Raw genomic sequence first — 22,444 nt, forward strand, 5'->3', positions numbered from 1 at the left:
ACGTCGACCAGGTTGGTGCCTCACGGTCCGTGAGGGTCAAGTCCTCAGGCAGGCGGTGGCGCGGGGTCCGCGGCCGCGGCGGGGTCAGCGGGCGGTGCGGGCTCGCCACCGACCGGGATGTCCAGCGGGGCGCCGCACTGCAACGTGCCGTAGAGCGGATCGTCCTTGACGCGGAAGAACCGCGGCGCGATGAACTGATCGGCCTGCGCCACGATCTGGTCGTCGACCAGGATCTCGCAGTGCAGGTTCGAGCCGTAGGGCCACTGGATCGAGATCTGCATCCCGGCCAGCTTCGGGTCGGTCAGCACGGTGTCCACCTCGAACGTCTGCCCTGGCAGCATCGTCGGTTGCGCGCTGTTGACGTTCTGATCGTCCTGCTTGTAGGCGACCACCGCGCCGCGCGAGGTGCCGTCTGCGCGCGCACGGTAGATCACGTTGTGCTGGACCGGCGGTGCGGGCGGCTCCGCGCCGGGGGCAGCAGGATCGGCTACGGCGATGGCTCCGCCGGCTGGGACTGTGAGCGCACCCGCCGCGATGATCGCGGCGGCCGCGATCGTGCGGGCGCTCTGCGTCCGTCTGCTCGAACTCACATCGGGAGTCTATGCTCCGCGCCACGTCAGCGTGATGCCGATGGTTGCCAGCCACCGGTCCAGGTCGTAGCCGTGCCGGGCGAGCGCCTCCACGGTCTGCACCGCGGTGTGGATGGCACGCTCGGCGTCGCCGGGGTCGAGGAGGCCGTCGCCGAGCGCTGCGACGAGTTCGTCGACGTCGGTGACGTCGACGCCGCGGCCGGTGCGTAACACCAGGTCGAGGTAGTGGTCTTCGCCGATCCAGAACTGCGGGCCGGGCGTGTAGACACCGACGTCGAGGTAGAAATCCTGGTCCCGCTCGTGGCCGGGATGGAAATGGAAGACGGTCACCCGCAGGTCCAGCGCCGGCAGCAACCAGGACTCGAGGTAGCCGAACTGGGCCCGACCCGGGGCGGGCCTGGCCATGTACAGCCCCCAGGGGTGCAGGTCGTAGACGTCGACGTCCCGCACGACGCCTTTCGGATCGGTGTTCGTCCGGGCGACGAGTTCGAAGGTCTCGCGTTTGGGTGGATGGATGCCGGTATGGATAGGCACAGGATAGGCAGCGCACGGGTCGGGTGGGAATCGGCGGGGAAGAGAACTTGTCGGTGCCGGGTTCTACCCTGGTGAACATGGCTTTCGCGACTGAACACCCGGTGCTCGCTCATTCGGAGTACCGCCCTGTCGATCAGGTGGTGCGGGCGGGCGGCCGGTTCGAGGTGGTCAGCGAGTATCAGCCCGCCGGTGACCAGCCGGCGGCGATCGAGGCGCTCGAGCAGCGCATCCGCGGCGGGGAACGCGACGTTGTCCTGCTCGGCGCGACGGGTACCGGTAAGTCGGCGACCACCGCGTGGCTCATCGAGCGTCTGCAGCGGCCCACGCTGGTGATGGCGCCGAACAAGACACTGGCCGCCCAGTTGGCCAACGAACTGCGGGAGATGTTGCCGCACAACGCCGTCGAGTACTTCGTCTCGTACTACGACTACTACCAGCCCGAGGCGTACATCGCGCAGACCGACACCTACATCGAGAAGGACAGCTCGATCAACGACGACGTCGAGCGGCTGCGGCATTCGGCGACGTCGAGCCTGCTCTCCCGACGCGACGTGGTGGTGGTGGCGTCGGTGTCGTGCATCTACGGCCTCGGCACCCCGCAGTCGTACATGGACCGTTCGGTGGAGTTGAAGGTCGGCGACGAGGTGCCACGCGACGGGCTGCTGCGGCTGCTCGTCGACGTGCAGTACACCCGGAACGACATGTCGTTCACCCGCGGGACGTTCCGCGTGCGCGGCGACACCGTGGAGATCATCCCGTCGTACGAGGAGCTCGCGGTGCGTATCGAGTTCTTCGGTGACGAGGTCGAGGCGCTGTACTACCTGCACCCGCTGACCGGCGACATCATCCGGCAGGTCGACTCGCTGCGGATCTTCCCGGCCACCCACTACGTCGCCGGGCCCGAACGGATGGCGCAGGCGATCTCCACGATCGAGGCCGAACTCGAGGCTCGGCTGGCGGAACTGGAGGGGCAGGGCAAACTGCTCGAGGCGCAGCGGTTGCGGATGCGCACCAACTACGACGTCGAGATGATGCGTCAGGTCGGATTCTGTTCGGGTATCGAGAATTACTCGCGCCACATCGACGGCCGGCCCGCCGGCTCGGCGCCCGCGACACTCATCGATTACTTCCCGGAGGACTTCCTGCTCGTCATCGACGAGTCCCACGTGACGGTGCCGCAGATCGGCGGCATGTACGAGGGCGACATGTCCCGCAAGCGCAACCTGGTCGAGTTCGGCTTCCGGTTGCCGTCGGCCGTCGACAACCGACCCTTGACCTGGGAGGAGTTCGCCGACCGCATCGGTCAGACGGTGTATCTGTCGGCCACACCCGGGCCGTACGAGCTCAGCCAGACCGGTGGTGAGTTCGTCGAGCAAGTGATCCGGCCGACCGGTCTGATCGACCCGCAGGTGATCGTCAAGCCGACGAAGGGGCAGATCGACGACCTGATCGGGGAGATCCGTCTGCGCACCGAGCGCGACGAGCGGGTGCTGGTCACCACCCTGACGAAGAAGATGGCGGAGGATCTCACCGACTACCTGCTGGAGATGGGCATCCGGGTGCGGTACCTGCACTCGGAGGTCGACACCTTGCGTCGTGTCGAGCTGCTGCGGCAGCTGCGGCTGGGGGAGTACGACGTGCTCATCGGCATCAACTTGCTGCGAGAGGGCCTGGACCTTCCCGAGGTGTCACTGGTGGCGATCCTCGACGCGGACAAGGAAGGCTTCCTGCGCTCGCCCCGCAGCTTGATCCAGACCATCGGCCGTGCGGCGCGCAACGTCTCCGGCGAGGTGCACATGTACGCCGACAAGATCACCGACTCGATGAAGGAGGCGATCGACGAGACCGATCGCCGTCGGGCCAAGCAGATCGCCTACAACACCGAACACGGGATCGATCCGCAGCCGCTGCGCAAGAAGATCGCCGACATTCTCGACCAGGTGTACCGGGAGGCCGACGACACGGACGCGGCGGTGGAGGTGGGCGGCTCGGGCCGCAACGCCTCGCGCGGCCGGCGCGCGCAGGGGGAACCCGGCCGGGCGGTCAGCGCCGGCGTCATCGAGGGTCGCGACACCAGCAATATGCCGCGGGCCGAATTGGCCGATCTGATCAAGGATTTGACGGCGCAGATGATGGCCGCGGCGCGCGATCTGCAGTTCGAGTTGGCCGCGCGGATCCGCGACGAGATCCAGGACCTCAAGAAGGAACTGCGGGGTATGGACGCGGCGGGCCTGAAATAGCTTGATCTGAACCGCGGTTGAGGTCCTACGGTCGACGGCGTGACTGACATCGACGCTGACGGGGTTGCAGTGGAGCAGCCGAATACCGGAACGTGGCGCGACCTGCTGGGCCCGCGCTACCTGGGTGCATCGACCGTGCTCGCCGGCGGCGTGGCGCTGTATGCGACCAACGAGTTCCTCACGATCAGCCTGATGCCCAGCGCGGTCGCCGACATCGGCGGGCAGCGGCTCTACGCGTGGGTCACCACGGTGTACCTGGTCGGGTCGGTGGTCGCTGCCACCACCGTGCATTCCGTCCTCACGCGGTGGGGTCCGCGGCGCTCATACCTGTTCGGGCTCAGCATGTTCGGGGTCGGCAGCCTCGCGTGCGCCGCGGCGCCCACGATGGAGCTGCTGCTCGTCGGCCGGACGGTGCAGGGTGCGGCCGGCGGCATGCTGGCCGGACTGGGGTATGCCGTCATCAACACCGCTCTACCCAGCAGGTTGTGGACCAAAGCCTCGGCCCTGGTGTCCGCGATGTGGGGTGTCGGCACTCTGGTCGGGCCGGCGACCGGCGGCTTGTTCGCCCAGTTCGGTTCGTGGCGTTGGGCTTTCGGGCTGCTCGTGGTGATGACGACGGCGATGTCGCTGCTGGTGCCGGTGGCGCTACCCGGCCGCGCCGCCGACGCGACACCACCGGCGCGGGTCGGCATCCCGATCCGCTCGCTGCTGCTGCTCGGCACGGCCGCGCTGCTGGTGTCGGCGGCCGGGGTCCCGCATGACGTGCGGGCCACGGCGGGTTTGGTGGCCGCGGGTCTGGTGTTGATCCCGGTGTTCGTAGTCGTCGACCGTCGAGCCCGCGCCGCGGTGTTGCCACCGAGTGCGTTCGCCCCTGGACCGTTGAAGTGGGTCTACCTCACGCTCGGCATGCTGATGGCCGCGACGATGGTGGACATGTACGTGCCGCTGTTCGCGCAGCGGCTCGGCCATCTCGCCCCGCTGGCGGCGGGTTTTCTCGGCGCGGGCCTGGCTGTGGGATGGACGGTGGGGGAGATCACCAGCGCGTCGCTGAGCAGGCCCGCCGTCGTCGTGCGAGTGGTGGCGGTGGCCCCGCTGGTGATGGCGACAGGCTTGGCGATCGGTGCGGTGACGCAGCGGCAGGACGCGTCGGCGTGGTTCGTCGCGGCGTGGGCGCTGGCACTGGTGATCACCGGGTCGGGGATCGGCATGGCGTGGCCGCACCTGTCGGCGTGGGCGATGGGCAAGGTGCGTGATCCTGCCGAGGGGCCTGCGGCCGCAGCAGCCATCAACACCGTGCAGGTGATCTGCGGGGCGTTCGGAGCCGCGCTGGCCGGGGTCGTGGTCAACGTCGCCGATCGCGGCGATGCGACGGCCGCGCACTGGCTGTTCGGCGTGTTCGCGGTGCTGGCGGCAGCGGCCGCCGTCTCCGCGGCGCGCAGCGGCCGGCCCGTGCCCGGTCCAGGATCACGGTGAGCGCAAGCCTGGGCCTGCGCCGAGCGGGCAGGCAGAGTGACGGGCAGTGCGGGTGTGGCTGAGTGGCTAGGCACCGGCCTGCAAAGCCGTTTACACGGGTTCGAATCCCGTCATCCGCTCGCATGAAGTATCCGGGTACCTTGAGTCCTCATGACGTGGCTTCTCCTGCTCTGCGCCATCGTCAGTGAGGTCGCCGCGACGTTGTCGCTGAAGGCCGCCGTCACCACACCTGCGCTGTACATCGTCGTGGTCGGCGGCTACCTCGCCTCGTTCGTGTTCCTGGCGCTCGTGCTCAAACGGGGCATGGGCCTCGGTGTGGCCTATGGCATCTGGGGTGCGATCGGCGTGGCGCTCACCGCGATCCTGTCGTCGATCGTCTTCGGTGAAGCGTTCACCGTCGTGATGGGTATCGGCATGGTCTTCATCATCGGCGGCGTGTTGCTGGTCGAGATGGGCTCTCACCGCGCCGATGACACCGCAGACGACGCCGCTGCCGGGGCGCCCTGATGCACTACGTCCTGCTGCTGGCGGCCATCGGATCAGAGGTCACCGGCACCCTGGCCTTGCGGGTCGCCGCCGGCGGCCGTCACCTCTTCTACGTCGTGGTGATCATCGGCTACGTCATCGCGTTCACCCTGCTCTCGGCATCGCTGCAGCACGGCATGCCGCTCGGCATCGCCTATGGCATCTGGGCCGCTGCGGGAGTCGCCCTGACCGCCGCCGCATCGCGCGTCCTCTTCCGCGAGCCGCTCACGCCCACGATGCTCGCGGGGATGGGTTTGATCGTGGCTGGCGTACTACTGGTCGAGCTCGGCGCCGCCCACTGACATCGACGCACGCGTCAACGGTTATCCGTTGAGCGAAAGGGTCGTGGGCGAATAACGGCACGTCGCAGTGCTTTGTACCGTCGCCGCAACACAGTTCGGCAACGCAACGATCACCATTGAGTCGCCGGTGTGGCAACGTTTGCTGAAACTGTGCCACGGTGTTCGCGTGAGCACTCGCCAGGCAGCTCGTGCGCTCGGCATCGCGGTCACCAGCGCGCTGGCGCTGTGCGCGATGACCGTTCGCGCGCCGATCGCAGTGGCGGCCTCCTGCCCCGACGTCGAGGTGGTGTTCGCTCGGGGCACCAGCGACAAACCGGGCTTCGGTCCAGTGGGCACGCTGTTCGTCAAAGCGTTGCAGAAGAAGTTGAGCACCAAGAAGATCGAGGCCTACGCGGTCGACTACTCGGCCAGCTGGGACTTCTCGAAATCGACCTCCGAGGGAGCGGTCGACGCCAACAAACACGTTCAGTACATCGCCGGCATGTGTCCGACGACCAAGATCGTGCTCGGCGGAATCTCCCAGGGCGCAGGGGTGATCGACCTCATCACCATCGGCAAGCGCAAGTTGTGGTTCTTCACGCCCTCGCCGCTGCCCGACGCGATGGTCAACCACGTCGCGGCGATCGCCGTCTTCGGCAACCCCTCGCGGGACTACGCCAATCTCGGACCGCTGACCACGATCAGCCCGCTCTACGGCAGCAGGGCCATCGACCTGTGTGCGACGAACGATCCCTACTGCTCCAAGGGGTTCGACATGTTCGCTCACTATTCCTACGTGTGGAACGGAATGATCGAAGAGGCCGCCACGTTCGCCGCCCGGCGGGTGACCGGTCTCGCAAGCTGACGTCAAACTGCCTGCGCTGCACCATGTTCCGTAATCCCACAGCGACAGATCACCGATGGATATCTATTCGATAACCAGCTCAACCGGCTGCGGGGCAACGCGCTAGATTTTTCGTCGGCGGGGGATCGACGGAGAGTGCAGGGAGTCATGCCAGGCAACGTTGGTCGTGTCGCGTGTGCTGTCGCAATTGCCGCGCTGCTGTCGCTGCACTCGATCGCAGGCGCGTCGGCCGAGCCGAGCCCCGGGGTGCCGTGCATGGATCTTTTGCACGATCTGGCTGCCGATCCGCCACCGGTTCCCGACGTCATCGAGAGTGCCGCTACGGCGCTCAACAGTTTTGTACCTCAACAGGTTCCCGATGCGCCGGCCCTCGAGACCGCCCACGGGCTCTCCGCGGCGGCCCCACCCGGTCCCGTGCTCGCTCCCGTCGACGCGCCGCCGTTGATGGCCGCACCGGTTGATTTGTCCGCCGCAGTACCCGCGCCACCGGCCGCGCCCGCAGTACCTGTGGTGCCGGTCGTGCCCCCGGCAGCGCCGCCGGTGCCGGTTGCCGTGGCTGACGTGCCGCCAGGGGCGCCAGTGGCGCCACCCGCCGCTCCGGTGGCACCCGTCGTCCCCGCCAGTGCGGCAGTGCCCGACGCGCCGGTGGCGCCGCCGCCGATACCGCCGTCGATACCCGCGGAACCACCTGTCGCGCAGGCCGCTTCGGTGGACTCGGCGCCGATGCCTGCCGCAGACGGTGCGGGCACTCCCATGGCTGATCTGGCCGCAGCCCCCGAAGCCGCTCCCGTGGTGCACGCCGCAGACGTCGCAGCACCGCTGCCGGGTCCCGCCGTCCCGGTCGTGCCCGCAACCGCTCCCGCTGGTGCGCCGGTCGTGCCGGTGGTGTCACCGTCGGCAGACGCGGCCGCCCCGCTTCCCGCGCTTCCCGGCGGCCTGCCGATCCCGCGAGACCTGATGTGTGAGGGCACCGCCTGGTGACCGCCGTGTCGGACGGGTCACGTCGTACGCAATAAGGTGACGTTGCCAGCGTGCAATCACGTCGATCCAGGGCAAATGGCGTGCGGGTGTCGTGATTCGCACCCGTGTTCGCCGGATACCGGGTTACTGTCACGATTGGCCTGGGAATGGCAGAGCAGCAACTCACATCGGGAGGATATGAATGAGCGCCTACCAAACCGTGGTGGTCGGCACGGACGGTTCGGACTCGTCGTTGCGTGCGGTGGAACGTGCCGGTCAGATCGCCGCCGGAGCGGGCGCCAAGCTGATCGTCTCGACGGCCTACTTCCCGCAGGGCGAGGATCAGCGTGCGGCGGACCTGCTCAAGGACGAGGGCTACAAGATGTCCGGCAACGCCCCGATCTACGCGATCCTGCGTGAGGCCCGCGACCGTGCCAAGGCCGCCGGCGCCGAGAACATCGAGGAGAAGGCCGTCATCGGCGCTCCGGTGGATGCCCTCGTCGACCTCGTCGAGGAGGTGGGCGCCGACCTGCTCGTCGTCGGAAACGTCGGGCTCAGCACCATCGCCGGTCGGCTGCTGGGTTCGGTGCCCGCGAACGTCGCGCGCCGGGCGAAGTCGGACGTGCTCATCGTGCACACGTCCTGACACCTGACCACAAAAAACCCTGGGTCGGCGAACCGACCCAGGGTTTTCTCGTCGTCGGTGAGGTCAGGTCGCAGAAGCCTTGGCGATCGCGGTGATCGCGGCGTCCAGAGTCGCGTTGAACTCCTCGTCGCTCTGCTGTGCTGTCAGACCCTCGGTCAGCGCGCGCGAGAAGCTCGCGATCACGCCGTGGTTGGCGGCCAGCTTGTCGCACGCCTGGTCGCGGTCGTAACCGCCGGACAGCGCGACCACCCGGACCACCTTCGGGTGGTCGACGAGTTCGCGGTACAGGTCGTCGGTAGTGGGCAGCGTCAGCTTCAGCATCACGGACTGCCCCTCATCGAGGGCGTCCAACGCGGCGAGCAGCGCGGCCTTCAGCTGATCCTCGGCCTCGGCTTTCTGCGGGCTGTGGATGTCGACCTCGGGTTCGATGATCGGCACCAGGCCGGCAGCGAGGATCTGCTTGCCGATCTCGAACTGCTGATCGACGACCGCCTGCAGGCCGGCGCCGGGAGCCTTGATGACCGACCGCATCTTGGTCCCGAAGACGCCCTTGTCGCGGGCACGGCTGAGCAGATCGTCCAGCCCGGGGATCGGCTTCATCACCTGCGCGCCGTCCTGCTCGTCGGCCAGGCCCTTGTCCACCTTGAGGAACGGCACGACCTTCTTGACGTTCCACAGGTAGTCGGCCGTGGGCCGGCCGTCGACGTCACGATCCATCGTGTCCTCGAACAGGATCGCGCCCAGGATCCGGTCGCCGTCGAAGCTCGGGCTGGTGATGATGCGGGTCCGCATCTCGTGCACGAGATCGAACATCTGCGCGTCGCCCGAGTAGGCGTCCTCGTCGATGCCGTACAGCTTCAGCGCCTTGGGCGTGCTGCCGCCGCTCTGGTCGAGGGCCGCGATGAAGCCGGCGCCACGCTGCACCTTGCTGAATTGTTCGGTGTTCATGTTCCCTTCCTGATGATTCTCGGCACCTCCCGCGGTCACCAACCGCGGTCGCGCCACTCGTCCAGGTGTGGCCGCTCGGTTCCGAGGGTGGTGTCGTCGCCGTGCCCTGGATACACGACGGTCGAATCTGCGAAGACGTCGAACACCCGGCTGGACACATCACCCAGCAGTTGCTCGAAATCCCCGTCCTTCCAGGTCTTGCCGACGCCACCGGGGAACAGGCAGTCCCCGGTGAAAAGGTGCACCCGGTCGTTTCCGTCGGCGCCGCGCAGCGCCAGCGCCACCGAGCCGGGCGTGTGGCCACGCAGATGGATGACGTCGAAATGCAGGTCGCCGATGTCGAGGCGGTCCCCGTCGGCGAGCAGTCGCTGCGGTGTGACCGGCAGCGGATCGGCGTCGAGTCGGTGCGCTGCGGTCGGCGCGCCGGTGGCGCCGGCCACCTCCTCGAGCGCCATCCAGTGGTCCTGATGCTGGTGGGTGGTGACGATCAGGGACAGCTTCGGCGCGTGGTCGGCGATGAGGCTGCGCAGGATCTCCGCATCGTTCGCGGCGTCGATGAGTAGCGTCGCGCCGGTGCGGGAACAGGTCACCAGGTAGGCGTTGTTGTCCATGGGACCCACCGAGGCTTTGACGATGAACGCGCCGGGCAGAGTGCGCCGCGCCGCTGTGTGCGGTTCGACGTGGCCGGTGTAGTTGTCGTCGACGACGGTCATGGTGACCCACGTTACTTCGCCGCGCGACCTGCGCCGCCACCGCGGGTGAAACCTGTCGGTGGGTCGACCTAGCATGAGTCTGTACTGCGTCCAGCGGACGCATCGGGCACGTTTTCTCCTCGGAGGGAAAGGACATCGTGGCTGACCGCCTAGTCGTCAAAGGTGCCCGGGAGCACAATCTGCGTGGCGTCGATCTGGAGTTGCCGCGCGACGCGATGATCGTGTTCACCGGGCTGTCCGGGTCCGGTAAATCGTCGCTGGCGTTCGACACGATCTTCGCCGAGGGCCAGCGACGGTACGTGGAATCGCTGTCGGCCTACGCCCGGCAGTTCCTCGGCCAGATGGACAAACCCGACGTCGACTTCATCGAGGGCCTCTCGCCCGCGGTGTCGATCGACCAGAAGTCGACCAACCGCAATCCGCGGTCGACCGTCGGCACGATCACGGAGGTCTATGACTACCTTCGTCTGCTCTACGCCCGTGCCGGCACGCCGCATTGCCCCGTCTGCGGGGAGCGGATCGCGCGCCAGACCCCACAACAGATCGTCGACCAGGTGCTCGCGATGGACGAGGGCCTGCGGTTCCAAGTGCTCGCGCCGGTCGTGCGCACCCGCAAGGGTGAGTTCGTCGACCTGTTCGACAAGCTGAACACCCAGGGCTACAGCCGTGTCCGCGTCGACGGCGTGGTGCACCCGTTGACGGATCCGCCGAAGCTGAAGAAACAGGAGAAGCACGACATCGAGGTGGTCGTCGACCGCCTCACGGTCAAGGCGTCGGCCAAGCAGCGGCTCACCGATTCGGTCGAGACCGCGCTGAACCTCGCCGACGGCATCGTGGTGCTCGAGTTCGTCGACCGCGAAGACGACCACCCACACCGCGAGCAGCGGTTCTCCGAGAAACTTGCGTGCCCGAACGGCCACGCGCTGGCCGTCGACGACCTGGAACCGCGGTCGTTCTCGTTCAACTCGCCCTACGGTGCGTGTCCGGAATGCACCGGCCTCGGCATCCGCAAAGAGGTCGACCCCGACCTGGTGGTGCCAGATACCGACCTGACGCTGGCCGAGGGGGCGATCGCCCCGTGGTCGATGGGGCACACCGCCGAGTACTTCACCCGCATGCTCGCCGGCCTCGGCGACCAGCTCGGCTTCGACGTGAACACCCCGTGGAAGAAGCTCCCCGCCAAGGCGCGCAAGGCGATTCTCGAAGGCTGCGACGAGCAGGTGCACGTGCGGTACAAGAACCGCTACGGCCGCACCCGGTCCTACTACGCCGACTTCGAAGGCGTGATGGCGTTCCTGCAGCGCCGCATGGAGCAGACGGATTCCGAGCAGATGAAGGAGCGCCTCGAGGGCTTCATGCGCGATGTGCCGTGCCCGGAATGCCAGGGCACCCGCCTCAAGCCCGAGATCCTCGCCGTGACGATGACGGCCGGCGAGTACGGCCCCAAGTCGATCGCCGAAGTGGCAGAACTGTCGATCGCCGACTGCGCGGCGTTCCTCAACGCCCTCACCCTCGGCACCCGCGAGGCCGCGATCGCGGGACAGGTTCTCAAGGAGATCCAGTCCCGATTGGGCTTCCTGCTCGACGTCGGCCTGGACTATCTGTCGCTGTCGCGGGCCGCGGGCACCCTGTCCGGCGGTGAAGCCCAACGCATCCGATTGGCCACCCAGATCGGATCCGGTCTCGTCGGCGTGCTCTACGTGCTCGACGAGCCGTCGATCGGCCTCCATCAGCGCGACAATCGCCGCTTGATCGACACGCTGGTGCGGCTGCGCGACCTCGGCAACACACTGATCGTCGTCGAACACGATCTCGACACCATCGCCCACGCGGACTGGGTGGTCGACATCGGCCCCGCCGCCGGTGAGCACGGCGGTCAGATCGTGCACAGCGGTACCTACCAGGACCTGCTGACGAACCCGGAGTCGATCACCGGCGCCTATCTGTCGGGCAAAGAGGAGATCGAGGTTCCCGACATGCGCCGGGTGCCCGACAAGAAGCGTCAGCTGACCGTCGTCGGAGCCCGCGAGCACAACCTGCGCGAAATCGATGTCGCGTTCCCGCTGGGGGTGCTGACGTCCGTGACGGGCGTGTCCGGCTCTGGTAAGTCGACGTTGGTCAACGACATCCTGGCGTCTGTGCTGGCCAACAAGCTCAACGGTGCGCGTCTGGTGCCGGGCCGGCACACCCGCGTCAACGGCCTGGATCACCTGGACAAGCTGGTGCGGGTGGACCAGTCACCGATCGGCCGCACACCGCGCTCGAACCCGGCCACCTACACCGGGGTGTTCGACAAGATCCGGACGCTGTTCGCCGCGACGACGGAGGCGAAGGTGCGCGGGTATCAGCCCGGGCGCTTCTCGTTCAACGTCAAAGGTGGCCGCTGCGAGGCGTGTTCGGGTGACGGCACCATCAAGATCGAGATGAACTTCCTGCCCGACGTGTACGTGCCGTGCGAGGTCTGCCAGGGCGCGCGCTACAACCGCGAGACCCTCGAGGTGCACTACAAGGGCAAGACCATCGCCGAAGTGCTCGACATGTCGATCGAGGAGGCGGCGGAGTTCTTCGCGCCGATCAGCTCGATTCACCGTTACCTCAAGACGCTCGTCGACGTCGGCCTCGGCTACGTGCGGCTCGGGCAGCCGGCGCCGACGCTGTCCGGCGGCGAGGCGCAGCGCGTGAAACTGGCCTCCGAGTTGCAGAAGCGGTCGACCGGCCGGACCATCTACATCCTCGACGAGCCGACCACGGGTCTGCACTTCGAGGACATCCGCAAGCTGCTGACCGTGATCAACGGCCTTGTGGACAAAGGCAATACGGTCATCGTCATCGAGCACAACCTCGACGTCATCAAGACCTCGGACTGGATCATCGACATGGGGCCCGAAGGCGGTTCCGGCGGCGGCACCGTGGTCGCGACGGGTACGCCGGAAGACGTGGCGGTCAACCCGGACAGCTACACCGGTCACTTCCTCGCCGAAACCCTGGGCATGGCGCGGCCGAAACCCAAGTCGCGCGCCCGCAGGAAGGTCAGCGCCTGAGGGCCTCGTGCAGGAGTCCGCGGAACGCCGTGATGCCGGGGTCGGTGTCTGATCGGGAGTGCCAGAACACGCGAACGTCGTAGGCCGGGAGTTGCAGCGGAATCTCGAACAGCGTGATCGCCGAGGTGCGGGCATGGTGCTCGGCCAAGCGGCGGGGAGCGACGGCGATGCAGTGGCCGTTCTCGACGACAGGGAACAGAGAACTGTAGTGCGGCACGATGAGTCGGATCCGCCGGGTCAGGCCGATACGCGCCAGGGCGTCGTCGACTTCGCGACCGCGTCCTGCGCTGATCCGGACGTGCGCGTGCGGTAGGTCGACGAATCGTTCGAGCGACATTGCGGTGCCGGCGTCGGGGTGCTGCTCGGCGATGATGCCGACCATGTCGTCGATGAATGCCGGTTCGCAGTGCCAGGCCGCCGGTGTGGTCGAGGGAATGCCGAGGTAGACATCGATCTCGCCGCTCGCCAGGGCGTCAGCAACGCTGATCCGGTCCAGTGCCTGCACTCGCACGCGTGACCTGGGAGCGCGCTCCTGGAGAAGACGGTCCAGCCCGGGCAGCAGCAGGGGGCCGTAGAGATCAGCGAAGGCGATCACCCACTCGCGGGTCGTGGTGGCCAGATCGAACGCGTCGAGACCGGCCACGATCCCCTGGACGAGGCGCAGGGCCTCGTCCAGGCGGGGCTGCACGGCCAGCGCGGCGGGAGTGGGGGTCAGGCCGCGGCCGGTGCGCACCACCAGAGGGTCGCCCAGCAGAATCCGCAAGCGCGCCAACGCATTCGACACCGCGGGCTGGGTCAGATGCAGACGTGCCGCGGCCCGGGTGGCGCTGCGCTCTTCGATGACCGCGTGCAGAACGACGAGCAGGTTCAGGTCGACACCGGCGAGATTCACCTGATGAATGTTGCACATCACGACTCATGATTGGCGCTGATGACTCGTCGTTCGTAGCGTCGATATCGAGACGACGAAAGGAGCGACGATGCGAGTACTGGTCACCGGAGCGAGCGGTGGGGTCGGTTCCACGCTGATCGGCCGCCTGAGTGACACCGGTGTGGAGGTGCGTGCGACAAGTCGGCGACCGGACCCGCAGCGCTGGCCAGGGGTGGACAACGTCGCGAGCGATCTCGGTGAGCCGCGCACGCTGCGCCCCGCACTCGAGGGCGTCGATGCCGTGTTCCTCGTCAGTTTCGCCCCACCGCAGGTGCTGGGCGAACTGGCCGAGGAGATGGCGGCGGCAGGAGTCGCAAAAGTCGTCGTGCTGTCCACGATCGACACCACGCGCACCGAGCCGTTCGTCGAGTACAACAAGCAGCGCCACCTCGCCGTCGAGAACGCGGTGATCGACGGTGGCTTCACCACGGTGTGCCTACGCCCCGGTGCCTTCGCCCGCAACGCGATCCGCTTCTGGGCGCGGCAGATTCGCGAGCACCGGAGTGTCGGGCTGCCTTTCCCGGAATCGCAGCAGGCGCCGATAGCCGATGACGACATCGCTGCGGTCGCCGTCGAAGCCCTCACCACGTCTGCGCTCGACGGGCAGAAGATCGTCCTCACCGGGCCTGAGTCGTTGACGATGCGTGAGCAAGTCGGCCTCGTCGGCCGCGCGATCAACGCATCGATCGACATCACCCTGCTCTCGGATGCGCACGCCCGTGCCCTCTACGGCCAGGTGCTGCCGCCGCAGTACCTCGACCTGCTGATGGCCCAGTGGGCTTTCGAGGTCACCGAACCCGCCGACGTGACGCAGGCGGTTCAAGTGGTCACCGGCCGCCCCGCCACCGCCTTCGGCGACTGGGCCGTCAGCCATCGGGATGCCTTCCTGCCCTGAGGGTCAGCGCTTACAGGCCGGGGACGGGAACCGGGGACTGACCCGTGCACCACCGAGCCAGTCCGTGAGCTCCGCGGCCCGGTCTGCGAGGGCGGAGGCCGCTCGGCGTCCGACGTTCTCCAGCAAGACCAGCTCGACACGACCGGCATCGTCGGAACGCCACGCGCCGACCACCCGGCCGTCGACCCACGCGGTCGGCCCGGCGTTGCCGTTGCGGTCGAACACCTCGGCCCGGTGCGGGCCGAGGTACCAGTCTCTGTCGAACCACCCCATCGTCGTCGGGTCCAGCGATGGCAGCAGGGCGCACCACGGCTCGGGATCCGGCTCGTCGGCGGAATCGTCACCGTCGCCAGGTGTCACATACCCGGTGCCACCGTCCAGTCGCACTTCCTCGGCACCGATGGCGGACAACGCTTTTCGGGCCCACGTCAACGTCGTGCCAAACCACCACTTGATGTCGGTGAGCGTCGCGGGTCCGAAGGTCGCCAGCCAGCGGCGCACCAACTCGGCGCTTGCGGCGTCGGCCTCTGCGGCAGTGGCGAGACCAGGCAGCCATGCCTCGGTGAGCGTCCAGCGTGGCCGCGACGTCAGCCAGCCGCCGTCGTTGACGCCGCGCACGATGTGACCGCGAGCCGACAGCACCGTCAACACCCGCGGCGCCAGGTGGCCCTCGCCGCCATATGCCTTGTCGGGCGCGGGGTTGTAGGTCCCGGTGAGCTCGGCCAACGCCTCACGCAACTCGCGTGCGCTGCAGGGGCCTTCGTCGCGTAGATGCCGCAGCACTGCGGCGCCGGCAGCATCCAACCAGGCCGCGCCGTCAGCGGCCACGCCGGCGCGCTCCACGTCGGCGGCCAGCCGCCGCGCCTCGTTGGCGGCAACCCGGTCACTGGCGGCCGCCTGTACCGCGGGCAGGTCCGCCGGCCGCACCACCCACAGCGTCCGGCGCATTGCGAGATGTTTGACCACCGAGCGATCCCGGTACAGCGCGGCATCGACGTCATCACGGGCCACCCCCGGCAGCCGGGCCCACAGCGAGAGATACGGCGTCGCGGGGTCGGTGGCGTGCAGGGCGACAAGACGTTCGGTGACGTCGGCTACCGACGCCGACAGCGCCGCAGTCGGGCTCAGCTGGTGTCGTCGCGCCAGGCGGGCCCGGCGCTGTTCGACGGTGATGGTACGCACGCTTGCAGACGGTAGAGCTCCTGGCCGCCGACGCCGACTACCGAGAGTCCGTGTCGGCCTCATCGCCGCGCATGGACTTCCGGATCTCTGCCAGCCGCTCTGCCGCGGCACGCTGGCGCGCGTCGTACTGCTCGGCCACGGTCCGGCCCTCCGGGGTCTCGGCGGCCAGCTCGGCCGAACCCAGCGAGGTCGCGTACCGGTTCTCGATCTTCTCCCGTACCGCGTCGTACGTCGGTACCCCGTCGTCGGTGTAACCGCTGTCGGCGGGTACGGAGGGGGTGGACGGGTCCTCGGGCATGCTCCCCACGCTACCGACACACGTCAGCGGGCGGCCGTCTTCTCCACCATCGCCGCCGATGGGGGCGGCGCCGGCGGGCCACCCGGCAGCGCCACCGGCGGCACCCCCGGGGTGCCGATCGCGCCGGCCATCCACGGCAGCGCGGTCGCGAACGCGGTGGAGGCGAACGGCCAGTCGTGGTTACCGGGCTGGTTGACCACCGCGCAGTCGATACCCGACGTGCTAGCCAGCGAGCACAGCGTCGACGCGGCGATCGCCTGGTCGTTCGGCTTACCGGTTCCCGACCCGGGCACCGGCCCGTTCACGTCGAACCAGCCCTGCACACCGCGATACGGGCCGTGTCGGGTGATCACCGTGCTCGGATCGAACGACGCGTAGGCGGCGCTGTTGCCGCCGAACAGTCGGGCGACGGTCTGGGCCTGGTTGCCGGAGTTCGGGGCGAGGTCACCGGCGATGTCCTCGAACGCGCTGAACATGTCCGGATGCATGACCGCCAGATCCACCGCGCACGTGCCACCCATCGACCAGCCGACCACACCCCAGTTCGCCGCGGCGGCGCTGACCCCGAAGTTCGCCCTCATGTAGGGCACGACATCACGGGTCAGGTGGTCGGCCGACTGGCCGCGCGAGCCGTTGACGCATTCGGTGTCGTTGTTGAACGCGCCACCCGGGTCGACGAACACGACCACGGGAGCGACGCCGTGGTGTGCGGCCGCGAAGTCATCGAGGATCTTGATCGCGTTACCGGCGCGCATCCAGTCGGCGGGGGTGTTGAACTCCCCGCCGATCATCATTACCGTCGGCAGCGCAGGCGCCGGATCCGTGGCGTACCAGGCGGGCGGCAGGTACACGAACTCGCCGCGGTGCTTGAAACCCGATGCGGTGTCGGGGATGTCGACGGGTACGACGCTGCCCTTGATCGGGATCGTGTGGGTGCGTTGCATGGCCTTGACCGTCACCTGATCGGTCTGGTCCGGCAGCGGGCCCGCGGTGAGCTGGCTCCAGGCGGTCTGCACGGTGGGGAAGTAACCCGTCCACACGTTCAGCGCCAGCCCCGCGCACAGGGCGCACAGCGGAACCGCTGCCAGGGCCACGGCTCGCCGCCACCACTGCGCATCACGCCACCCCGAGACCAGCACGCCGACCGCGATACCGGACAACGCGATCCACACCCACAACGTCTGAGGCGCCGGGTTGGAGTCGTCGGCCACCCCCGCGGTCTCGGTGTACCAGTAGGCGCCGACGGTCAGCATCACCCCGATCACCGCCGACCACGGCAGCCACACGAGCCGCCAGCGGCGGGTGCGCCAGCCGATGGCGGTCACCAGGGCAACGAACGCCAGAACCTGCACGACCACGGGCAGCCACCCGTGCATCAGGGACAGATGGTGGCGAGTGGATTCCCAAAAGGTCTGGGAGAAGGGACCGGACGTCGTCACGGCTCCACCTTGACGCCCGAAGCTTGGAGCACGCTGTGACGTCGCTGCTAACGAGGTTTGGCCAGCGGGAACGGCAATGTCTCGCGGATGCTGCGGCCGGTGATCATCATCACGACCCGGTCCACGCCCATTCCCAGCCCGCCGGTGGGGGGCATCGCGTACTCCATGGCCTGCAGGAAATCCTCGTCGAGCTCCATCGCCTCGGGGTCTCCGCCGGCGGCCAGCAGTGACTGCTCCTGCAGGCGGCGGCGCTGCTCCACGGGATCGGTGAGTTCGCTGTAGGCGGTGCCCAGTTCGACACCCCAGGCCACCAGATCCCACCTCTCGGCGACCCCGGCGATGCTGCGGTGGGGACGGGTCAGCGGGGACACCGAGGTGGGAAAATCGGTGTAGAACGTCGGCGCCTCGGTGCGGTCCTCGACGAGGTGCTCGTACATCTCCAGAACGACGGCGCCGGTGTCCCAGTGCGTCAGGTACGGGATCGTCGCCTTGTCGCACAGGCGGCGCAGTGTGGGCAGATCCGTGTCGGGCCCGATGTGTTCACCCAGCGCCTCGGACACCGCGTCGTGCACGGTGGTCACCCGCCACGGTCCGGAGATGTCGACCGGTTCGAGGGTGCCGTCCTCCCGCGGGCGGAGGAACACCTGCTCGCCGTTGGCGGCCTGGGCGGCGTTCTGGATCAGTTCGCGGGCACCGTCGATCCACACCCGGTAGTCGGCGTGCGCCTGATAGGCCTCCAACAGCGTGAACTCGGGGTTGTGGCTGAAGTCGACGCCCTCGTTGCGGAACGCGCGACCGAGTTCGAAGACCCGCTCGACGCCGCCGACGCAGAGCCGTTTGAGGTAGAGCTCCGGTGCGATCCGCAGGTACAGGTCGAGGTCGTAGGCGTTGATGTGGGTGAGGAACGGCCGCGCGTTGGCGCCGCCGTGGATCTGCTGCAGGATGGGCGTCTCGACTTCGAGAAAACCCTTGCCCACCAGCGTTTCCCGGATCGAGTGCAGCACCGCGCTGCGGGCCCGGATCAGCTCGCGGGCCTCGGTGTTGACCGCGAGGTCGACGTAGCGGGCACGCACCCTGGCTTCCTGGTCGGTCATGCCTTTCCACTTGTCCGGCAGGGGACGCAGGCATTTGCCGATCAACCGCCAGGAGCGCACCAGCAGCGACCAGGTGCCGTTGCGGCTGCGCCCCATCGCGCCGGCCACCTCGATCAGATCGCCGAGGTCGATGGTCCGGGTGACGTCGGCGGTGCAGCCCGACTCGAGAAGCGAATTGTCCAGCAGCAGTTGCACATCGCCGGACCAGTCCCGCAGCTCGACGAACAGCACGCCGCCGTAGTCGCGCAGTCGCAGCACCCGTCCGGCGACGGTCACCGCTGCGCCCTCGGGGCTTTCGAGCGCTTGGGCCACGGTGTGGCTGGGCGGACTGCCGACGGGATAGGCATCGACGCCGTCGTCCTGCAACGCCTTCAGCTTGGCCATGCGCACCCGCACCTGCTCGGGCAATCGCGGCGCGGGGCTGTCTGGGGGGGCCTCTGCACCCAAGCCGCCCGGGTCGGGTGCGCTACCGTCGCTGTGCAACGTGCCGGTCGCGATCAGCGAGCCGGGTACGGCGATGTGGTGTCCCGTGTGAGGCTGTTCGTGGCGGCGCGAGAACGGAAGCACGAGAAAGCCTTCGGCGATGACGGAGGCGACCCCGACCCGCGGCACCAGGCGCGCCTCCTCGTAGCACGCGTAGCGCGGCACCCACTCCGGCTGGTACTTCATGTTGGACCGGTACAGCGTCTCCAGCTGCCACCACCGGGAGAAGAACACCAGCAGGGCCCGCCACATGCGGGCCACGGGTCCGGCGCCGAGTTGGGCGCCCTGCTCGAACGCCGACCGGAACATCGCGAAGTTCAGCGACACCCGCGTCACGCCGATCTCCCCGGCCTGCAGGCACAGCTCGCTGACCATCAATTCGATGGTGCCGTTGGGCGATCCGGGGGAGCGGCGCATCAGATCGAGGGACACCCCGTTGGTGCCCCACGGCACCAGCGAGAGCATCGCGACCACTTCGGCGTCCTCGCTGCCACCAGCGGCCGACTCCTGGATCGCCTCGACGAGAAGGCAATCGCCGTCCGCGGGATCTCCGAGTCGGCCCAGGGCCATCGAGAAGCCGCGTTCGTCCTCGGTGTCGCGCCAGGTGTCGGCCCGGGCGATCACCGCGGCCATCTCGTCGGCCGACAGATCCCGATGGCGACGCATCCGCACGGTGACACCGGCGCGGCGGGCGCGGGTGACCGCCTGCCGCACCGCACGCATGTCCGGTCCGGACAGCCGGAACTCGTCGGGATGCAGGATCGCCTCGTCGCCGAGCTGAAGGGCACTGAGCCCGGCCTCGCGGAAGGCCTGCGCCCCTGTCGAACTGGCGCCCATCACACCCGGGGCCCACCCGTAGGTCTCGCACAGCTGCAGCCAGGCGGCGATCGCGGCAGGCCACGCGCGAGGATCACCCACGGGGTCGCCGCTGGCCAGGCACACCCCGACCTCGACGCGATAGGTGATGGCGGCGCGGCCGTTGGGGGCGAAGACGACGGCCTTGTCACGTCGGGTGGCGAAGTAGCCCAGCGAATCGTTCTTGCCGAACAGTTCCAGCAGCCCGCGGATCGCGGATTCGTCCTCGCCCGTGAGCGCGTTGTCCGCGCGCTGCGACTGAAACAGCACGATCGCGGCGACCATCAGCGCCAGCGCGCCGAACAGACCGAGCAGCGCGTTGACGAACACATGCGGGTGGCCTGCGAAGGTGTCGGCGTCCGCGCCGGCGAACGCGCCCACCCGGTTGAGCGCGTACCAGAAGCGATCCGAGCGGGCCAGGCTGCCGGGGAACACCTCCAGCAGCGCCCAGCCGACCAGCGTGCCCACCGTCATACCGGCGAGCAGTGTCAGCGCCGCTTTGAGGAGAGCGCCCCTGCGCACCCGCGCCCAGAACTGATGGCGTGCCAGCACCAGGCACACGATGGCGGCGAGGTGGAATGCCAGGCCCGCCATCTCGCCGGCTTCCTGGAACCATCGCTCACCCCGATCGGCGGCGCCGGCAACGTTCCAGCCCACCGAGGCCACCATGTAGCCGAGCAGGATCCACCACGCGAGGCGTTTGCGGGCGGCCAGCGCGGCGGCCAGCAGCGCCAGCACGAAGGCCCACGCGAAGCTGGTGTCCGGGAAGTTGAAGATGTAGTCGTCGACGAATTCGCGGGGCACCTTGATCACCGCGCGGATCAACGGCGAGATGCTCGCCAGCAGCGACAGCGTCGCGATGACGCCGACGATCCAGCCGGCTGCAGCAGGGACCCAGCCGAAACTGGTGGCAGGACGTGTCCTCGCAACGCCAGTGGTGGTCATAGGCCGCGAGGATAGGCCCTCACGCTGCGTCGCGGCTGCATGTCGGCCGCGCGCCGACTCACCAGACCGGGCCGGTGTACTTCTCGCCGGGACCTTTGCCGGGTTCATCGGGAGCCGCGCTGCCCTCGCGGAACGCCAGCTGCAGACTCTTGAGGCCGTCTCGGACCGGCCCGGCGTGCGGACCGAGGTATTCCGCCGACGCCGTCACCAACCCGGCCAGTGCGGTGATCAGGCGACGCGCTTCGTCGAGGTCGCGGTGGGGGCTGTCGTCCGGATCGTCGGCCGAGAGGCCCAGCTTCTCGGCGGCCGCGCTCATCAGCATCACCGCGGCACGGGTGATCACCTCGACCGCGGGTACGTCGGCCAGCTCGCGCGCGGGCGGTCCGGCGTCCGGTTCGGGATGTTCAGAGCTCTCGGTCATGCCTGCTAGACTGGCATGCGCGACCGTCCCGGCTGACGCCAGGGACAGCAAGTGGAGTCCCACTCCCACCGCCTACCGATGATCCATCCAAGGTAGCGCGGTCCGGTCCGGACATCGGTGACGTCGTCATCGGTATCTGGCCTGGTCGGCTTTGGGCCCTGCGATGAGCAGGGCTTGTTCGTTCCTATGGGGACGTCTGCCGCCGGGGCGGGGATTCTGCGCGTGACCAACAGGATCTACCCCGGGAGGCCCCATCAGCACTGAGACCCGCGTCAACGAGCGCATCCGCGTACCTGAAGTCCGTCTGATCGGACCGGGCGGTGAACAGGTAGGCATCGTGCGCATCGAAGATGCACTCCGCGTCGCCGCCGACGCCGATCTCGACCTCGTGGAAGTAGCGCCGGACGCCAAGCCGCCCGTGTGCAAGATCATGGACTACGGCAAGTTCAAGTACGAGACGGCGCAGAAGGCTCGCGAGTCTCGCAAGAACCAGCAGCAGACCGTCGTCAAAGAGCAGAAACTCCGTCCCAAGATCGATCCGCACGATTACGAGACCAAGAAGGGTCACGTCATCCGCTTCCTGGAAGCCGGATCGAAGGTCAAGGTGACGATCATGTTCCGCGGCCGTGAGCAATCCCGGCCCGAACTGGGTTTCCGCCTCCTGCAGCGCCTGGGCGCCGATGTCGCCGATTACGGCTTCGTCGAGACGTCGGCCAAGCAGGACGGCCGCAACATGACGATGGTGCTGGCCCCGCACCGCGGTGCGAAGACTCGTGCCAAGGCGGCCCACGATGCGGACGCACCGGCAGCCCAGCGCGCCAGCGCACAGGCGCCCGAAGCCCCAACCGACACACCACAGAACTGAGGAAACATGCCCAAGGCGAAGACCCACAGCGGCGCTTCGAAGCGGTTCCGTAAGACCGGGACCGGCAAGATCGTCCGCCAGAAGGCCGGCCGTCGCCACCTGCTCGAGCACAAGGCGAGCAAGCGCACCCGCAGGCTCGACGGCCGCACCGCCGTGGCTGCCAACGACACCAAGCGTGTCGCGAAGATGCTCAACGGCTGACTCTTTCGGGCGCTCGCGC

Annotated in this window: 21 protein-coding genes and 1 tRNA gene; 12 read left to right on the forward strand and 10 right to left on the reverse strand. The window is 68.2% G+C overall.

From position 1 onward, the window contains the following. Positions 1-44: 44 nt before the first annotated feature. Together ACZ50N_RS12360 and ACZ50N_RS12365 are read right to left on the reverse strand one after the other, a co-directional pair. Positions 45-590 (reverse strand): Rv2576c family protein, encoded by a 546-nt coding sequence (locus tag ACZ50N_RS12360; protein WP_464475478.1) that lies wholly within the window; start codon positions 588-590, stop codon positions 45-47. A gap of 9 nt (positions 591-599) precedes the next feature. Next, positions 600-1,106 carry a ribonuclease FAU-1 family protein gene (locus ACZ50N_RS12365; RefSeq protein WP_464475627.1) on the reverse strand — a complete coding sequence of 169 codons (507 nt, stop codon included), beginning with the start codon at positions 1,104-1,106 and terminating at the stop codon, positions 600-602. A 95-nt stretch (positions 1,107-1,201) separates the two neighbouring features. Here ACZ50N_RS12365 and uvrB point away from each other — a divergent pair, with 95 nt between their 5' ends. The 8 genes from uvrB to ACZ50N_RS12405 all read left to right on the forward strand — a co-directional run bounded on the left by uvrB (position 1,202) and on the right by ACZ50N_RS12405 (position 8,114). Beyond that, positions 1,202-3,364 carry an excinuclease ABC subunit UvrB gene (gene uvrB / locus ACZ50N_RS12370; RefSeq protein ID WP_046363867.1) on the forward strand — a complete coding sequence of 721 codons (2,163 nt, stop codon included), beginning with the start codon at positions 1,202-1,204 and terminating at the stop codon, positions 3,362-3,364. Between the two features lie 39 nt (positions 3,365-3,403). Continuing rightward, positions 3,404-4,837, forward strand: a complete 1,434-nt coding sequence (locus ACZ50N_RS12375; RefSeq protein WP_464475479.1) for an MFS transporter — start codon at positions 3,404-3,406, stop codon at positions 4,835-4,837. Between the two features lie 48 nt (positions 4,838-4,885). Further along, positions 4,886-4,956 (forward strand) — tRNA-Cys (locus ACZ50N_RS12380). 31 nt (positions 4,957-4,987) lie between these two features. Continuing rightward, positions 4,988-5,344: a DMT family transporter gene (locus tag ACZ50N_RS12385; RefSeq protein ID WP_464475480.1), complete on the forward strand. Its 357-nt coding sequence runs from the start codon at positions 4,988-4,990 to the stop codon at positions 5,342-5,344. Then, positions 5,344-5,664: a DMT family transporter gene (locus tag ACZ50N_RS12390; protein ID WP_201778393.1), complete on the forward strand. Its 321-nt coding sequence runs from the start codon at positions 5,344-5,346 to the stop codon at positions 5,662-5,664. The genes ACZ50N_RS12385 and ACZ50N_RS12390 overlap by 1 nt, the downstream gene beginning before the upstream one ends. Positions 5,665-5,830: 166 nt before the next feature. Then, a complete protein-coding gene (locus ACZ50N_RS12395; protein ID WP_464475481.1) occupies positions 5,831-6,508 on the forward strand; it encodes a cutinase family protein in 678 nt (225 codons plus the stop codon). Positions 6,509-6,655: 147 nt separating this feature from the next. Beyond that, the gene (locus ACZ50N_RS12400) at positions 6,656-7,489 is read left to right on the forward strand and encodes a hypothetical protein (RefSeq protein ID WP_464475482.1); all 834 of its coding nucleotides are present in this window, start codon (positions 6,656-6,658) and stop codon (positions 7,487-7,489) included. A gap of 181 nt (positions 7,490-7,670) precedes the next feature. Beyond that, positions 7,671-8,114, forward strand: coding sequence for a universal stress protein (locus ACZ50N_RS12405; RefSeq protein WP_464475483.1), 444 nt, complete (start codon positions 7,671-7,673; stop codon positions 8,112-8,114). Positions 8,115-8,177: 63 nt separating this feature from the next. Here the strand turns inward: ACZ50N_RS12405 and ACZ50N_RS12410 are convergent, their stop codons facing one another. After that, entirely contained in the window at positions 8,178-9,062 is an 885-nt protein-coding gene (locus ACZ50N_RS12410; protein WP_046366429.1) for a fructose bisphosphate aldolase, read from the reverse strand. Positions 9,063-9,097: 35 nt separating this feature from the next. Then, positions 9,098-9,775, reverse strand: a complete 678-nt coding sequence (locus tag ACZ50N_RS12415) for an MBL fold metallo-hydrolase (RefSeq protein ID WP_464475484.1) — start codon at positions 9,773-9,775, stop codon at positions 9,098-9,100. Between the two features lie 137 nt (positions 9,776-9,912). Between ACZ50N_RS12415 and uvrA the strand changes: the two genes are divergently transcribed. Further along, positions 9,913-12,816, forward strand: coding sequence for an excinuclease ABC subunit UvrA (uvrA, locus tag ACZ50N_RS12420; RefSeq protein WP_048424242.1), 2,904 nt, complete (start codon positions 9,913-9,915; stop codon positions 12,814-12,816). Here uvrA and ACZ50N_RS12425 read toward each other — a convergent pair. Beyond that, positions 12,806-13,708 carry a LysR family transcriptional regulator gene (locus ACZ50N_RS12425; protein ID WP_046366428.1) on the reverse strand — a complete coding sequence of 301 codons (903 nt, stop codon included), beginning with the start codon at positions 13,706-13,708 and terminating at the stop codon, positions 12,806-12,808. The genes uvrA and ACZ50N_RS12425 overlap by 11 nt on opposite strands. Before the next feature lie 88 nt (positions 13,709-13,796). On the opposite strand from ACZ50N_RS12425, the gene ACZ50N_RS12430 reads away from it, so the two are divergent. Continuing rightward, on the forward strand, positions 13,797-14,642 hold the full coding sequence (locus ACZ50N_RS12430; RefSeq protein WP_464475485.1) for an SDR family oxidoreductase: 846 nt from the start codon (positions 13,797-13,799) through the stop codon (positions 14,640-14,642). A 3-nt stretch (positions 14,643-14,645) separates the two neighbouring features. On the opposite strand, the gene ACZ50N_RS12435 is transcribed toward ACZ50N_RS12430, so the two are convergent. The 5 genes from ACZ50N_RS12435 to ACZ50N_RS12455 all read right to left on the reverse strand — a co-directional run bounded on the left by ACZ50N_RS12435 (position 14,646) and on the right by ACZ50N_RS12455 (position 21,359). Then, positions 14,646-15,824, reverse strand: a complete 1,179-nt coding sequence (locus ACZ50N_RS12435) for a winged helix DNA-binding domain-containing protein (RefSeq protein WP_464475486.1) — start codon at positions 15,822-15,824, stop codon at positions 14,646-14,648. A 37-nt stretch (positions 15,825-15,861) separates the two neighbouring features. Beyond that, positions 15,862-16,122, reverse strand: a complete 261-nt coding sequence (locus ACZ50N_RS12440; protein ID WP_464468122.1) for a hypothetical protein — start codon at positions 16,120-16,122, stop codon at positions 15,862-15,864. 23 nt (positions 16,123-16,145) lie between these two features. Continuing rightward, complete coding sequence (locus ACZ50N_RS12445) at positions 16,146-17,498, reverse strand: alpha/beta hydrolase (RefSeq protein WP_133414460.1); 1,353 nt, start codon at positions 17,496-17,498, stop codon at positions 16,146-16,148. A 110-nt stretch (positions 17,499-17,608) separates the two neighbouring features. After that, positions 17,609-20,938: a bifunctional lysylphosphatidylglycerol synthetase/lysine--tRNA ligase LysX gene (gene lysX / locus ACZ50N_RS12450; protein ID WP_464475487.1), complete on the reverse strand. Its 3,330-nt coding sequence runs from the start codon at positions 20,936-20,938 to the stop codon at positions 17,609-17,611. 58 nt (positions 20,939-20,996) lie between these two features. Then, positions 20,997-21,359, reverse strand: a complete 363-nt coding sequence (locus ACZ50N_RS12455) for a DUF1844 domain-containing protein (protein ID WP_046366214.1) — start codon at positions 21,357-21,359, stop codon at positions 20,997-20,999. A 253-nt stretch (positions 21,360-21,612) separates the two neighbouring features. Between ACZ50N_RS12455 and infC the strand changes: the two genes are divergently transcribed. After that, positions 21,613-22,224, forward strand: a complete 612-nt coding sequence (infC, locus tag ACZ50N_RS12460) for a translation initiation factor IF-3 (protein WP_073682027.1) — start codon at positions 21,613-21,615, stop codon at positions 22,222-22,224. A gap of 6 nt (positions 22,225-22,230) precedes the next feature. Next, complete coding sequence (rpmI, locus tag ACZ50N_RS12465; RefSeq protein ID WP_046366216.1) at positions 22,231-22,425, forward strand: 50S ribosomal protein L35; 195 nt, start codon at positions 22,231-22,233, stop codon at positions 22,423-22,425. Positions 22,426-22,444 lie beyond the last annotated feature (19 nt).

The organism is Mycolicibacterium obuense (assembly GCF_055397605.1).

Excerpts from the sequence above, each read along its gene's own strand:
- uvrB (WP_046363867.1), top strand. The coding sequence starts at position 1,202 with ATGGCTTTCGCGACTGAACACCCGGTGCTCGCTCATTCGGAGTACCGC.
- ACZ50N_RS12385 (WP_464475480.1), top strand. The coding sequence starts at position 4,988 with ATGACGTGGCTTCTCCTGCTCTGCGCCATCGTCAGTGAGGTCGCCGCG.
- ACZ50N_RS12390 (WP_201778393.1), top strand. The coding sequence starts at position 5,344 with ATGCACTACGTCCTGCTGCTGGCGGCCATCGGATCAGAGGTCACCGGC.
- ACZ50N_RS12400 (WP_464475482.1), top strand. The coding sequence starts at position 6,656 with ATGCCAGGCAACGTTGGTCGTGTCGCGTGTGCTGTCGCAATTGCCGCG.
- ACZ50N_RS12405 (WP_464475483.1), top strand. The coding sequence starts at position 7,671 with ATGAGCGCCTACCAAACCGTGGTGGTCGGCACGGACGGTTCGGACTCG.
- ACZ50N_RS12410 (WP_046366429.1), bottom strand. The coding sequence starts at position 9,062 with ATGAACACCGAACAATTCAGCAAGGTGCAGCGTGGCGCCGGCTTCATC.
- ACZ50N_RS12415 (WP_464475484.1), bottom strand. The coding sequence starts at position 9,775 with ATGACCGTCGTCGACGACAACTACACCGGCCACGTCGAACCGCACACA.
- ACZ50N_RS12430 (WP_464475485.1), top strand. The coding sequence starts at position 13,797 with ATGCGAGTACTGGTCACCGGAGCGAGCGGTGGGGTCGGTTCCACGCTG.
- ACZ50N_RS12440 (WP_464468122.1), bottom strand. The coding sequence starts at position 16,122 with ATGCCCGAGGACCCGTCCACCCCCTCCGTACCCGCCGACAGCGGTTAC.
- ACZ50N_RS12445 (WP_133414460.1), bottom strand. The coding sequence starts at position 17,498 with ATGCACGGGTGGCTGCCCGTGGTCGTGCAGGTTCTGGCGTTCGTTGCC.
- lysX (WP_464475487.1), bottom strand. The coding sequence starts at position 20,938 with ATGACCACCACTGGCGTTGCGAGGACACGTCCTGCCACCAGTTTCGGC.
- ACZ50N_RS12455 (WP_046366214.1), bottom strand. The coding sequence starts at position 21,359 with ATGACCGAGAGCTCTGAACATCCCGAACCGGACGCCGGACCGCCCGCG.
- rpmI (WP_046366216.1), top strand. The coding sequence starts at position 22,231 with ATGCCCAAGGCGAAGACCCACAGCGGCGCTTCGAAGCGGTTCCGTAAG.